Consider the following 13,502-nt stretch of genomic DNA (forward strand, 5'->3'; position numbering starts at 1 on the left):
AGACATGGAAAAAATCTGGTTGAAGTCCTATCCGCCGGGCGTACCGGCGGAGATCGACACTACGCACTTCAGCTCCGTTGGCGACTTGCTGGAGCAGAGTTTTCAGACGCACGCGGCAGAGCGCGCATTCGTCTGCATGGGCCGCGAGTTGACTTACGGCGAACTCGATGTGAAGTCGCGCCATCTTGCGGCGTGGTTTCAATGGCTAGGTCTTGCGCGCGGCGCGCGCATCGCTGTGATGCTGCCGAATGTGTTGCAGTATCCGGTGGTCATGGCGGCCATCCTGCGCGCCGGTTACGTGGTGGTGAACGTCAATCCGCTGTACACGCCGCGTGAACTGGAGCATCAGTTGAACGACAGCGGCGCGGAAGCGATCGTGCTGCTCGACACGTTCGCGAAGACGCTCGAGGCTGTGCAAGCGCATACGGCGATTAAACATGTCGTGCTGACTTCGATCGGCGAGATGCTCGGCGCGGGTAGTCCTGAGGTTGCGATCGACTCGGTGTCATGCATTGCACTTGACGACGCGATCAGGCGCGGCGCGGACGCGGGCTTCACGCCCGTCACGCTTACGCAAAGCGATGTCGCGGTGCTGCAATACACGGGTGGCACCACCGGCGTCTCAAAGGGCGCTACCTTGCTGCATGGCAATCTGATTGCCAACATCCTGCAATCGGAATTGTGGCGCGAACCGGTTTATCGAGGGCGCACCGACATCAAGCAGTACATCACGGTTGTCGCGCTGCCGCTGTATCACATCTTTGGACTGACGGTCTGCGGCTTGCTGACGATGCGTTGCGGTGGCTTGGGCATCCTGATTCCGAATCCACGTGATCTGCCGGGGCTGATCAAAACCTTGCAAGGCTACGCGATCAACTCGTTCCCCGGCGTGAACACGATGTACAACGCGCTGCTGAACGAACCCGACTTCGAAACCTTGGACTTCTCGAAGCTGGTGCAATCGAACGGCGGCGGCATGGCGGTGCAGCAAGCCGTCGCGCAACGCTGGCAAGCGCTGACCGGCGTACCGATCGTCGAAGGTTATGGGCTTTCGGAAACCTCGCCGTGCGCCACCACCAATCTGCCGACGTCCACCGCGTTCACCGGGACGGTCGGCTTGCCGTTGCCGTCCACGGATATCTCGATTCGCGACGACGCCGGCCACGAAGTGCCGCTCGGCGAGCGCGGTGAAATCTGCATTCGCGGACCGCAGGTGATGGCCGGCTACTGGAACCGTCCCGATGAAACCGCGAAGGTGATGACGCCGGACGGCTTCTTCAAATCCGGCGACATCGGCGTGATGACGGAAGAGGGCTTCGTGAAGATCGTCGATCGCAAGAAAGACATGATTCTGGTGTCGGGCTTCAACGTCTATCCGAACGAAATCGAGGACGTCGTGGCGAAGCACCCGGGCGTGTTCGAAGTGGTGGCGGTCGGCGTGCCGGACGGGGAGTCGGGCGAGGTGGTGAAGCTTTACGTGGTGAAGAAAGACCCGGCGCTCACCGATGTGGACATTCTTGCGTTCTGCAAGGAGCAACTGACGGGTTACAAGCGGCCCAAGATCATCGAGTTTCGCAGCGAACTGCCGAAGACCAACGTCGGCAAGATTTTGCGGCGCGCATTGCGCGACGAGGTGAAGAGCGCGAGTTGAAAACGGGCGTGCCGCGCGTGTCGCCGTGTGTGGCGCGCTGCAGCGCGGCGTGATTCCGGGTACATTGTCATTCTCGACATCACGCACTAGGGAGTACACGATGCGCCTGCTTCACACCATGCTCCGGGTCGGCGACCTGGACCGTTCGATCGCGTTCTACACCGAGCTGCTCGGTATGAAATTGCTGCGCCGCGACGACTATCCGGACGGCAAGTTCACGCTCGCTTTCGTCGGCTATGAAGACGAACGTGACGGCACCGTTCTCGAACTCACGCATAACTGGGACACGCCGTCGTATGACCTCGGCAACGGCTTCGGGCACCTCGCCGTCGAAGTTGAAGATGCCTATGCCGCGTGCGACAAGATCAAGGCACAAGGTGGCAAGGTCGTGCGCGAAGCCGGCCCGATGAAACACGGCACCACCGTGATCGCCTTCGTCGAGGATCCGGACGGCTACAAGATCGAGTTTATTCAGAAGAAAAAGTGACGTAAGCGGCGGGGCGAGGACACGCAATGAATAACGGCAATCCCTACTTCAAAGAACTTGACGATATCCACGTCGAAATCCAGGCGTTGTTCGACGGCTCCGCGGATCACGGCGCGCTGGACCGCATCATGGCGCGTTTCGCTCCGCAGTTCACGCTGGTCATGCCGTCCGGTCTCGCACTCGATCATGCCGGTCTGCGCGAGATTTTCGCGAAGCTGAACGGCGCGCGTCCTGGCTCGCAGATCAAAATCCGCGATATGGAGATCGTGTCCGAGTATCCGTCGGGCGCGGTGGTGAAATATCGTGAGTATCAGCGCGATAGCGCGGGCAATGCGAACGTAAGGCGTTCGACAGCGGTGATGGATCTGGACGCGCACGGCAAGGTGACGTGGCGTCACCTGCAGGAAACCTTCTGCACGGATTGAGTAGCGGGTTTCAGAAGGCCGGCGCTTCGAGTTGAGGCGCCGGTTTCCAGGCTTCATGACCAGAGGCCGAAGACCGAAGGCCGAGGTCTTGAACGGCCGAAGAAGGCCTGAGCGCTTTAAAGCGTCGGAAGCAATTCCGGCGGATGCGACTTCAACGTCTGCCGCGCTTCGCGGAATTCCGGAAAAATCGATTCCACGGTCTGCCAGAAGCGCGGACTGTGATTCATCTCGCGCAGATGCGCGAGCTCGTGCGCAACGACGTAATCGATGATCGACAGCGGGAAGTGGATCAGCCGCCAGTTCAGGCGAATTTTGCCGTCGCTCGAACAGCTGCCCCAACGCGTGGCCGCTGAAGAGAGTGCATACGCGCGATAGTTGACGCCCAGTTTCTCCGCGTAGATCGCGAGGCGCTCGCCGAACAGGCGCTTTGCTTCGCCTTGCAGCCAGCCTTGCACGCGATCCTTGATCTGCTGCGGGTCGGCTTGCAACGGCAGCGGCACTTGTAGCGCTGCTTCCTCTGCGCTGAACGCCAGCATGCCTTGCGGCGCGCCGAGCTTCACGCGCACGGGCTGACCGAGATACGGCACTTCCGCACCATCTTTCCAGTCGACCTTGGGCAACGCGCGCTGTTCGACACGCGTTTGCCATTCGATCAGCTTCGTAAAAATCCAGCGCTGCTTTTCGGTGATCGCGGTTTCGATATCGGCGAGCGTGACCCAGCGTGGTGCGGTAATCATCAGGCCGCTGCTGTCGATCGCAAAGCCGATCGAGCGGCGTGCCGAGCGCTTGAGCACATAGTGCAGCGTGCGCGAACCGATGGTGAGGCTGCGCAGCTTGGTACCGTCGGGTGCGAGCGGCACAGCCGGCTGCTGCCCGCTCTGCGAGCCCGCCGAATATCCGGACGAAGGCCCGGACGGTGATGGGGACGACGACGTCGACCCCGGCTCGGCGAAGAGCGGGAGATCGAGCTGCCGGTTATCGAGCGCCGCAGCGGGCTGCGACGTAGGAGACTTCTGCATCGGATTCGGCTTCGCGCAAATGCGCCTTCGAGGGCGCGGGCGCGTCAGATTGGTGCGGCGGCGGAGGTGCTATCCGCCGCGCGGTACGCGGTAGGATCGAGGCGACGCATTTCAGCTTCGATCCACTGTTCGACGCGCGTGTTCACTTCATCGGGCGTGAGCCCCGTCGTGTCGATCGGCTTGCCGATCGACACTGTGACTATACCCGCATATTTGAGAAACGAGTTGCGTGGCCACACACGCCCGGCGTTGTGTGCGATCGGCACGACCGGTGCGCCGGTGGCAATCGCGAAACGCGCGCCGCCGGTTTTGTACTTACCCTGCTTGCCGGTCGGCGTACGTGTGCCTTCCGGAAACATGATGACCCAGGCGCCTTCCGCCATGCGCTGCTTACCTTGCTTGATGACCGATTCGAACGCGTACTTGCCTTCCTTGCGGTCGATGTGAACCATCTTCAGCAGGCCCAATGCCCAGCCGAAGAACGGCACATACAGCAGCTCGCGCTTGAACACATAGCATAGCGGCCGCGGCATCAGCGCCGGAAACGCCAGCGTTTCCCAGGCCGATTGATGCTTGGACAGCAACACGGCCGGACCGTCGGGCAGGTTCTCGAAGCCCTCGATCTTGTAGCGGATGCCGTTCAGCCAGCGCACCGTGTGGAGTGTGGCGCGGCACCAGCCGGCCGCCATCCAGTAGCGGTTGTCGGCGCGCATGAACGGAAACGCGATGAAGCACGCGGTCGCGTACGGCACCGTGAAGAGCACGAAGTAGATCAGCAGCAGCAAAGAACGGATGAAGCGCATCGGCTTGGTCAGTGAGGGTTGGGGACGCGCGTGGTGCGCGTCACTCGTGAGCGTCGGAAAGGAAGTCGAGTGCGAACGCGCGCAGATCGTCGTGCACGCGCGTGCCTTCCGGCAGGCCACCGGCCTGGAGCGTTTTGCGGCCCTTGCCGGTCAGCACCAGATGAGTCGGATGTCCGAGCGACGCGCCCGCTTGCAGATCGCGCATCGCGTCGCCGACCACCGGCGTATTCTGCGGATCGACTTCGAAACGTTCGGCGATCATTTTCAGCATGCCGGGCTTTGGCTTGCGGCATTCGCAGTGATCTTGCGCCGTATGCGGGCAGAAGAACACCGCGTCGATGCGCCCGCCGACCGCCGCCGCCATGCGATGCATTTTCAGATGCATTGCATTGAGCGCGTTCATGTCGAAGAGACCACGGCCGATGCCCGACTGGTTGGTCGCGATCGCCACGCGATAACCCGCCTGGTTCAGCCGCGCGATCGCTTCGAGCGAACCGGGCAGGGCAACCCATTCGTCCGGCGACTTGATGAAGGCGTCGGAATCGACGTTGATCACGCCGTCGCGGTCGAGGATCACCACTTTTTTGGTCGGCATGGCGCGGGGCTCAGGCGGCGAGTCGGGAAATGTCGGCGACGCAATTCATCTGCTGATGCAGCGCGCCGAGCAAAGCCAGACGGTTGGCGCGCAACGCCGGATCTTCGGCGTTGACCATCACGTCGTTGAAGAACGTGTCGACCGGTTCGCGCAACGCGGCGAGCGCGGTCAGTGCGCCCGTGTAGTCGCGCGCGGCGAGTTGCGATTGCACGCGCGGCGCGACCTGTTCTAGCTGAGCGTGCAGGGCTTTTTCCGCCGCTTCGGTCAGCAGCGTGACCTGCACACCGCCAGTCGCCGAACCTTCCGACTTCTTCAGGATATTCGAAATACGCTTGTTTGCCGCCGCGAGCGATGCCGCTTCCGGCAGCGCTGCGAATTCGCGCACTGCATCCAGACGCGCGACGATGTCATCGAGGCGCGTCGGGTTCAGTGCCAGCACCGCGTCGATTTCGCCGGGCGCGTAACCGCGCTCGCGCAGCAGACCGCGCAGACGGTCCATGCTGAATTCGTAGATCGCTTGCGTCGAATCAGCGACGCCCGGCACTGCGGCGAATTGCGCGTAAGCGGTGCGCAGCAGTTCGACCAGATCAACCGGCAATTGCTTCTCGACCAGAATCCGCAGCACGCCGAGCGCGTGACGGCGCAGCGCGAACGGGTCTTTCTCGCCGGTGGGTTGCAGGCCGATGCCCCAGATGCCGACCAGCGTTTCGAGCTTGTCGGCGAGTGCGACGACGGTGCCGGTTGCCGTGGTCGGCAAGGCGTCGCCTGAGAAACGCGGCTGATAGTGTTCCGAGCATGCCAGCGCGACTTCTTCCGGCTCGCCGTCGTGGCGCGCGTAGTACGTGCCCATCGTGCCCTGCAGTTCGGGGAATTCGCCAACCATGTCGGTGATCAGATCGGCCTTGGCGAGGCGCGCGGCGCGCTTTGCCAGTGCGACATCTGCGCCGGTCAGTGCGGCAATCGCGCCGGCCAGCGCTTCGACGCGCTCGACGCGTTGCAGTGCCGAACCCAGTTTGTTGTGATACACGACGTTGGCGAGCAGCGGCACGCGGTCAGCCAGCGGCTTCTTCTTGTCCTGCTCGAAGAAGAACTTCGCATCAGCCAGACGCGGACGCACCACGCGCTCGTTACCTTCGACGATATCGCCCGGCGTTTTGGTTTCGATGTTCGACACGATCAGGAAGCGCGAGCGCAGCTTGCCGTTCGCATCCGTCAACGCGAAGTATTTCTGGTTCGTCTGCATCGTCAGGATCAGGCATTCCTGCGGCACTTGCAGGAATTCGTCTTCAAAACGGCAGGCGTAGACCACCGGCCATTCGACCAGCGAATTCACTTCATCCAGCAGCGATTCCGGCATCACGACCTGGTCGCCGTCGGCTTGCGCGAGCAGATGCGTGCGGATGGCTTCCTTGCGGTCGGCGAAATTCGCGACCACGCGACCCTTGTGCAACAGCGTGTCGGCATACGAATCCGCGTGCTGGATCTGCACGAAGCCTTCGGACAGGAAGCGATGACCGAGCGTGGTGTCGTCGGCATCGACGCCCAGTGCGCTGACCGGCACGACCTGTTCGCCGTGCAACGTGGTCAGACGATGCACCGGACGCACGAACTGCACATTGGTGCCGTCCGGGCGCTGATACGTCATCACCTTCGGGATCGGCAGCTTGGCGAGCGTTTCGTCAAGCGCGGTTTGCAGGCCTTCGGCGAGCGTGGCGCCCGGCGCGGCGTAGCGCAGGAAGAAGGCTTCGGCCTTGCCGTCCTGCGCGCGTTCCAGGTCGTTCACCGAAAAATCGGGGAAGCCGAGCGCAGCCAGTTTCTTCGCGAGCGGCGCGGTGGGCTGGCCGTCTTTATCGAGCGCGACCGAAACCGGCAGCACTTTTTCGCGCACGTGTTTTTCCGGCGCGACCGAACGCACGTTCTTGATCGTGACGGCGAGGCGGCGCGGCGTGGCATATCGTTCGAACGACAGTTCGCCTTCGACCAGGTCGCGCGCCGCGAGGCGCTGCGCAATACCTTCGGCGAAGGCGTCGCCCAGACGCGCGAGCGCTTTCGGCGGCAGTTCTTCGGTCAGCAGCTCGACGAGCAGGGTAGCTTGATGGGGTTGAGTCATTTCTTGGTGTTCTCGTCTCGTCAGTCCGGATCGATCTTGCGTTCGATTTTCAGCGGCGGCGCCCACGCGGGCATCGCAGCATCTTGTGCATCGGTCGTGAGGCCGGGCACGCCGTGCACCGGATTGCCGAGCATCGGGAAACCGAGCTTTTCGCGCGAATCGTAGTAAGCCTGGGCGACCAGACGCGACAGCGCGCGAATCCGGCCGATGTAGGCCGCCCGTTCGGTGACGGAGATCGCCCCGCGGGCGTCCAGCAGGTTGAACGTGTGGCCGGCCTTCAGCACCAGTTCATAAGCGGGCAGCGCGATCTGCGCTTCGATCATGCGCTTGGCTTCTGCTTCGTAGCTGTTGAAGAACGTGAACAGCAGATCGACGTTTGCGTGCTCGAAGTTGTAGGTCGACTGTTCGACTTCGTTCTGGTGGTACACGTCGCCGTAAGTCAGGCGACGGAGTTCCGGGCCGTTCGGGCCTTGCTCTTCCCACTCGGTCCAGACGAGGTCGTAGACGTTCTCGACCTTCTGCAGATACATCGCCAGACGTTCGAGACCGTAGGTGATTTCGCCCAGCACCGGCTTGCAATCCAGACCGCCGACTTGCTGGAAGTAGGTGAACTGGGTCACTTCCATGCCGTTCAGCCACACTTCCCAGCCAAGGCCCCAGGCGCCGAGCGTGGGGTTCTCCCAGTCGTCTTCAACGAAGCGCACGTCGTTCTGCTTCAGGTCGAAGCCGAGGGCTTCGAGCGAGCCGAGGTACAGGTCAAGGATGTTTTCCGGCGCCGGCTTCAGCACCACCTGGTACTGGTAGTAATGCTGCAGGCGGTTCGGGTTTTCGCCGTAGCGGCCGTCTTTCGGGCGACGCGACGGCTGCACATAGGCGGCTCGCCACGGTTCCGGACCGATCGCGCGCAGGAAGGTGTGGACGTGGGACGTGCCCGCGCCGACTTCCATGTCGATCGGCTGGAGCAACGCGCAACCCTGCTTATCCCAGTAGGACTGCAGTGTCAGGATGATTTGCTGAAACGTGAGCATGAAGTGCCTTTCGGGCATAGGGCCGCGCCGCAAACGCCGGAGCGCGCGAGCTGGCCGTGGAGCGAAGTGCTAAACCGGAGATTTTAACGGAAAGGGAGGGGGGTGTCCGTTTTGCGGGGTCGGACGGGAACTGAAGTGTTCTCCAAACGGAAAAAGGCCGCTTCAGGCGGCCGATTGTCGTTCGTTTTCTCGGGAAGTGTCCCGTTGGCTAACTGCTTAAACTCATCAACGCATGCGTCGCAGAATCCGCATCCGTCACCTCTACGAACCCCTCAATCTCCATCTCCAGTTCCCGCGGCAGCGCGAGCATATTGCACGACATCAACCTGCCGTAGATATTTTCCGCGCGCCCAAAGAAATTCCCCGGATTGAACAAAGGCGGCAAATGCCACCACATCCGATACTCCTTCGACCACAACCACTCGATCAACGCCTGTGACCGATCGAGCCGGTCGTTCTCCACGTAAATCACCGGCCGCGAGCGGGCGATGGTTTCCTCCGCGCCCCGCAGCGCGTTCAGCTCGAACCCTTCCACGTCGAGCTTCAGCAGCCCCACGGTATGCGAGCGCAGGACATCGTCCAGCCGCACACATGGAACCGGGATCGTATTCGCCGCAGCCACTGTCTGCATCGCGACCGCGCCAAAGTTGCCCGGCGCATCATAGTCGGGTCGCGCAAAATGCAGTGTCCCCGCAGTCGCCCCGCACGCATACGGCCACGCGAGCGCGTTGCGCACACCATTGGCCGCGAGATTCGCGCATAGGTTCTGAAAGATCACCGGCTGCGGCTCGAACGCGACCAGCACCTGGCGGCGGGCCTGCGCCTCACGCGCCAACGGGACGGTATGCACGCCGATATTCGCGCCGACTTCCACGACGATGCCTGGTTGCACCAGCAACTGTCGCAACACGGCAGATTCGAGTTCGCTGCATTCGCCGTATTCGATGAGTGCGCGGCCGAGATAGAAGTCGTTTGGATTGGCGAGCATCCAGCCATGACGGGTCTGGACGAGTTGCGTGTGCTCGCCGAGCGGCAGCGGAACAGAAGAGGGCGTAACCATGAACATTGAGCGGGAAAAAGACCACGCAAATGTACGGTCCGCCGCTGGACTTGTATATAAGACGGGCTCTTAAGGATTCTTATATTTCTGCAAGAACTCGCCGTTAAAACCTAAGACTCTGCGACGATCGGCCCGATGAACCGATCGTCGGCACGACCGGATTACGTCGCGGCCAACTCGACTTTCGGCGCAAACGAATCGCTTTGCGCCATAGGCCAATATTTCTCGTACAACGTGTAGCGATAGTTGCCGTTCAGCAGATCATTCGGTTTGAGATACTTCAACAGCTCGGACATCAACTGCACCTCATGCGACGACACGCGCCGCACGATGTGATGCGCGCGTAGTTCAGCAGGATGTTTGAGCCCCGCGGCCTGAATGATTTCCTTCAACGCATGCAACGTGTTGTGATGGAAGTTGAATACGCGGTCGGCCTTATCCGGAACCACTAAAGCACGCTGGCGCACCGGATCCTGCGTCGCCACGCCCGTCGGGCAGCGGCCGGTGTGGCAGGTCTGCGCCTGAATGCAACCGACCGCGAACATGAAGCCACGCGCCGCGTTGACCCAATCCGCGCCGATCGCCAGCGTCTTCGTGATGTCGAACGCGGTAATCATCTTGCCGCTCGCGCCGATGCGGATGCGCTGACGCAAGCCGATGCCGACCAGCGTGTTGTGTACCAGCAGCAAGCCTTCCTGCAGTGGCACGCCGACGTGATCGGTGAACTCCAATGGCGCTGCACCCGTGCCGCCCTCCGCACCGTCGACCACGATGAAGTCCGGCAGGATCCCCGTCTCCAGCATCGCCTTAGCAATACCGAAGAATTCCCACGGATGCCCGATGCACAGCTTGAATCCGGTCGGCTTGCCGCCGGACAGCGTGCGCAATCGGTCGACGAATTCGAGCAGGCCGCGTGGCGAGGAGAATTCGGAGTGGGTGGCGGGCGAGATGCAATCTCGACCCATCGGCACACCGCGCGTTTCCGCAATCTCGGGCGTGATCTTCGCGGCCGGCAGCACGCCGCCGTGACCGGGCTTCGCGCCTTGCGAGAGCTTCACTTCGATCATCTTCACTTGCGGCTCGGCGGCCTGCTTCGCGAACTTCTCCGCGCTGAAGGTGCCGTCGTCGTTGCGGCAGCCGAAATAGCCCGAGGCGATTTCCCAGATGATGTCGCCGCCATGCTCGCGGTGGTATTTCGACATCGAGCCTTCGCCCGTGTCGTGCGCGAAGTTGCCTTTCTTCGCACCGAGGTTCAGCGCCATGATCGCGTTCGCCGACAACGAGCCGAAGCTCATCGCGGAGACGTTGAAGATCGACATCGAATAAGGTTGCGCGCGGTCGGGCCCGACGACGATACGAAAGTCGTGGTTATCGAGTTTGGTCGGTGCGAGCGAGTGGCTGATCCATTCGTGCGCGACGGCCTTGACGTCGAGCTCGGTGCCGTACGGTCGGCTGTCCACGTCGTTCTTCGCGCGCTGATAGACGATGCTGCGCTGCGCACGCGAGAACGGTTTCTCGTCGGTATCGTCCTCGACGAAATACTGGCGGATTTCCGGGCGGATGAATTCGAACAGGAAGCGGAAGTGACCCCACAGCGGATAGTTACGCAGAATCGCGTGGCGTTCTTGCGTCAGGTCGAACAGGCCAAGCGCGACGAGCGCCACCGGTACGATGATCCAGAACCACGAAATGTGATGCGTCGCGGCGAGCGCCGCACAGGCTGCGAGCAGAACGACTGCGCACCACATCGCCAGATAACGTCGAGAAAACATGGGGACTCCAGTGCAGTGAGGATCGTCGCGGAGGGATCGTCGACGCTGTCGGCGCAGACGGAATCCGCCGCGAAGGGAAACGAACAACTGCTTGTTATGGTGAAGCTAGCTACGGCTCGAAGATGAAACGCTTGGGTGAAGCGTGCAGCATGATGCTTGAGGCTTGAAGATGGGACATGCAGGTGTAGCGTGAAGTCTCAAGCTTAAGGTGAGACATGCAGGTGAAGCTCATGCGGCGACGCCGGCGCGTTGCCGCACGATGAAGCGCATGGCTCAACGGGCGGTTAGCAACGCTGCCTGTTGCGGCTGGCGCGCCGTTGGCTGCCCGGTCACCGCGTGTTCGATAATGCCGCCGCCGAGACATACGTCGCCATCGTAGAGCACGGCAGATTGCCCCGGTGTGACAGCCCATTGGGCGGCGTCGAAATTCAGTTCGAAAAGGCCCTCGCCTTCACCTGCCACGCTGGCCGCCGCGCTGAAGGAGCACGGTGCATCCGCTTGCCGGTAACGGGTTTTCGCGCCGCACGCGAAACCGTCAGCCGGCGGTTCGCCCGCGACCCAGCTCGTATTGCCCGCGCTCAACGTATGGCTCAGCAGCCACGGATGGTCGTGGCCCTGCGCGACATACAGCGTGTTCGACGCAATATCCTTACCGGCGACGAACCACGGCTCGCCGCTGCCGTCCTTGCTGCCGCCAAGGCCGATGCCCTTGCGCTGCCCGAAGGTGTAGAACGCAAGGCCGATGTGTTCACCGACCACTTTGCCCTCGGTGGTTTTCATCGGACCGGGTTGGGTCGGCAGATAGCGGTTCAGGAAGTCGCGGAACGGCCGTTCGCCGATGAAGCAGATGCCGGTCGAATCTTTCTTCTTCGCATTCGGCAGCGCGATCTGTTCGGCGATCTCGCGGACTTTGGTTTTCGGTATCTCGCCGAGCGGAAACAGTGTCTTCGACAACTGCGCCTGGTTCAGCCGATGCAGGAAGTACGACTGGTCCTTCGTATGATCAAAGGCCTTCAGCAGTTCGAAGCGGCCGTTGTTCTCACGCACGCGCGCGTAATGGCCGGTGGCGATGGTTTCCGCGCCGAGCGACATCGCGTGGTCGAGGAAGGCTTTGAACTTGATTTCGGCATTGCACAGCACGTCCGGATTCGGCGTGCGGCCGGCCGAGTATTCGCGCAGGAATTCGGCGAACACGCGGTCTTTGTATTCGGCGGCGAAGTTGACCGCTTCGACGTCGATGCCGATCAGGTCCGCTACCGAGACGACGTCGATCCAGTCCTGCCGGGTCGAGCAGTACTCGCTGTCGTCGTCGTCTTCCCAGTTTTTCATGAACAGGCCGACTACGTCGTAGCCCTGTTCCTTCAGCAGCCACGCGGTAACCGACGAATCGACGCCGCCCGACATGCCTACTACGACTTTCTGCTTGCTCATAAGGTGCTCACTGGGTACTGCGTGACTTCATTGATCGTGGGTTGACCGTGTTGCCCGGTCGCTTGCCTCGCCGCTGGTGACGGATCAGGCCCGTTTATGACGGGGTAGGCCCGGCTATGCCTGCTTTACGTCTGCTTATATCCGTTTGCGCCCGACCGAATGCGTGTGCACGAAGTCGAGCGGGAAACGCCGTCCCGCGAGGTAATCATCGAGACATTGCATGACGAGCGGCGTGCGATGCCGTTCGGGGCAGGCGCGCAATTCGTCGGCGCTCATCCAGAGCGTGCGGACGATGTCGGGATCGAGCGCGCGCGCTGCATCCGCTTCGCCGTTCGTGCCGCAATAGGTGAAGCGCAGATACGTCACGCCCTCACTGCCGGGCCGCTCGAAATGCGTCATATACATGCCGACCAGCGCCTCGGGTGTGAACGGATGCGCGGTTTCTTCGAGCGTTTCGCGGATGACCGCTTCCAGAAGCGTTTCGCCCGCTTCCAGATGGCCGGCGGGCTGATTCAGGCGCAGGCCGTCGGCGGTATGTTCCTCGACCACGAGAAAACGCCCGTCACGCTCGACGATGGCCGCAACGGTGACGTGCGGCAGCCAGGTTTCCGGTTTCATGGGTGCGCATTTTACCGTTTATGGGCCTGGGCTGCCGGGAAGCGGGCCGGGCCAGTACCCCGGGATTGTCCCCGATTTATGCGCACCCCCAGGTTTCGGTTAAAGTGACGCCGTTAGCCGTTGCACTTGCAAGCCGGCGTGCCTCGTCGGCAGGTCTGTCGTAAAACAGGAAGTCGAGGAGGAACAAAGATGCACATCGGAGTGCCAGCCGAGACGCGCGCGCACGAAACCCGCGTCGCCGCGACGCCCGAAACGGTCAAGAAGTATGTGACCCAGGGCCACCGGGTCACGATCCAGAGCGGCGCCGGCACCGGCGCCAGCTTTCCTGACGAAGCCTTTACAACTGCCGGCGCGGAAATCGTCGACGCGGCCACTGCGTTCGGCGCTGATCTCGTCCTCAAGGTCCAGTCTCCGACCGATGCCGAGTTGCCGTTGCTCAAGCGCGGCGCGACGCTGGTCGGCATGCTCGATCCTTTTAATACCGAAAACTCATCAAAGCTCGC

The 13,502-nt window shown here is 61.9% G+C and carries 12 protein-coding genes and 1 pseudogene; 4 read left to right on the forward strand and 9 right to left on the reverse strand.

Going from position 1 to position 13,502, the window contains the following annotated elements:
• Nucleotides 1-4: 4 nt before the first annotated feature.
• The 3 genes from HHL24_RS37190 to HHL24_RS37200 all read left to right on the forward strand — a co-directional run bounded on the left by HHL24_RS37190 (nt 5) and on the right by HHL24_RS37200 (nt 2,563).
• On the forward strand, nt 5-1,651 hold the full coding sequence (locus tag HHL24_RS37190; RefSeq protein WP_169490293.1) for a long-chain-fatty-acid--CoA ligase: 1,647 nt from the start codon (nt 5-7) through the stop codon (nt 1,649-1,651).
• A 100-nt stretch (nt 1,652-1,751) separates the two neighbouring features.
• Nucleotides 1,752-2,138 carry a lactoylglutathione lyase gene (gloA, locus tag HHL24_RS37195; RefSeq protein ID WP_115781858.1) on the forward strand — a complete coding sequence of 129 codons (387 nt, stop codon included), beginning with the start codon at nt 1,752-1,754 and terminating at the stop codon, nt 2,136-2,138.
• 26 nt (nt 2,139-2,164) lie between these two features.
• Nucleotides 2,165-2,563: a hypothetical protein gene (locus HHL24_RS37200; protein ID WP_169490295.1), complete on the forward strand. Its 399-nt coding sequence runs from the start codon at nt 2,165-2,167 to the stop codon at nt 2,561-2,563.
• A gap of 116 nt (nt 2,564-2,679) precedes the next feature.
• Here HHL24_RS37200 and HHL24_RS37205 read toward each other — a convergent pair whose 3' ends face one another.
• From HHL24_RS37205 to HHL24_RS37245, 9 genes are all read right to left on the reverse strand, one after another.
• Complete coding sequence (locus tag HHL24_RS37205) at nt 2,680-3,582, reverse strand: M48 family metallopeptidase (protein WP_169490297.1); 903 nt, start codon at nt 3,580-3,582, stop codon at nt 2,680-2,682.
• Nucleotides 3,583-3,626: 44 nt separating this feature from the next.
• Entirely contained in the window at nt 3,627-4,385 is a 759-nt protein-coding gene (locus tag HHL24_RS37210; protein ID WP_169490299.1) for a lysophospholipid acyltransferase family protein, read from the reverse strand.
• A gap of 40 nt (nt 4,386-4,425) precedes the next feature.
• Entirely contained in the window at nt 4,426-4,980 is a 555-nt protein-coding gene (gene gmhB, locus HHL24_RS37215) for a D-glycero-beta-D-manno-heptose 1,7-bisphosphate 7-phosphatase (protein WP_169490301.1), read from the reverse strand.
• A gap of 10 nt (nt 4,981-4,990) precedes the next feature.
• Nucleotides 4,991-7,090, reverse strand: coding sequence for a glycine--tRNA ligase subunit beta (gene glyS, locus HHL24_RS37220; RefSeq protein ID WP_169490303.1), 2,100 nt, complete (start codon nt 7,088-7,090; stop codon nt 4,991-4,993).
• A 20-nt stretch (nt 7,091-7,110) separates the two neighbouring features.
• Nucleotides 7,111-8,118, reverse strand: a complete 1,008-nt coding sequence (gene glyQ, locus HHL24_RS37225; protein ID WP_169490305.1) for a glycine--tRNA ligase subunit alpha — start codon at nt 8,116-8,118, stop codon at nt 7,111-7,113.
• A 208-nt stretch (nt 8,119-8,326) separates the two neighbouring features.
• Nucleotides 8,327-9,178, reverse strand: coding sequence for an FkbM family methyltransferase (locus tag HHL24_RS37230; protein WP_206003187.1), 852 nt, complete (start codon nt 9,176-9,178; stop codon nt 8,327-8,329).
• 161 nt (nt 9,179-9,339) lie between these two features.
• Nucleotides 9,340-10,950: an FMN-binding glutamate synthase family protein gene (locus tag HHL24_RS37235; RefSeq protein ID WP_169490306.1), complete on the reverse strand. Its 1,611-nt coding sequence runs from the start codon at nt 10,948-10,950 to the stop codon at nt 9,340-9,342.
• A gap of 273 nt (nt 10,951-11,223) precedes the next feature.
• Complete coding sequence (mnmA, locus tag HHL24_RS37240) at nt 11,224-12,381, reverse strand: tRNA 2-thiouridine(34) synthase MnmA (RefSeq protein ID WP_169490308.1); 1,158 nt, start codon at nt 12,379-12,381, stop codon at nt 11,224-11,226.
• Between the two features lie 135 nt (nt 12,382-12,516).
• Complete coding sequence (locus HHL24_RS37245; RefSeq protein WP_169490310.1) at nt 12,517-12,999, reverse strand: NUDIX hydrolase; 483 nt, start codon at nt 12,997-12,999, stop codon at nt 12,517-12,519.
• A gap of 189 nt (nt 13,000-13,188) precedes the next feature.
• On the opposite strand from HHL24_RS37245, the pseudogene HHL24_RS37250 reads away from it, so the two are divergent.
• Nucleotides 13,189-13,502: pseudogene (locus HHL24_RS37250) on the forward strand (NAD(P)(+) transhydrogenase (Re/Si-specific) subunit alpha); the annotation flags it as partial.

The sequence above is a fragment of the Paraburkholderia polaris genome (assembly GCF_012927345.1).
In the GTDB taxonomy this organism is placed as follows: Bacteria; Pseudomonadota; Gammaproteobacteria; order Burkholderiales; family Burkholderiaceae; genus Paraburkholderia; species Paraburkholderia polaris.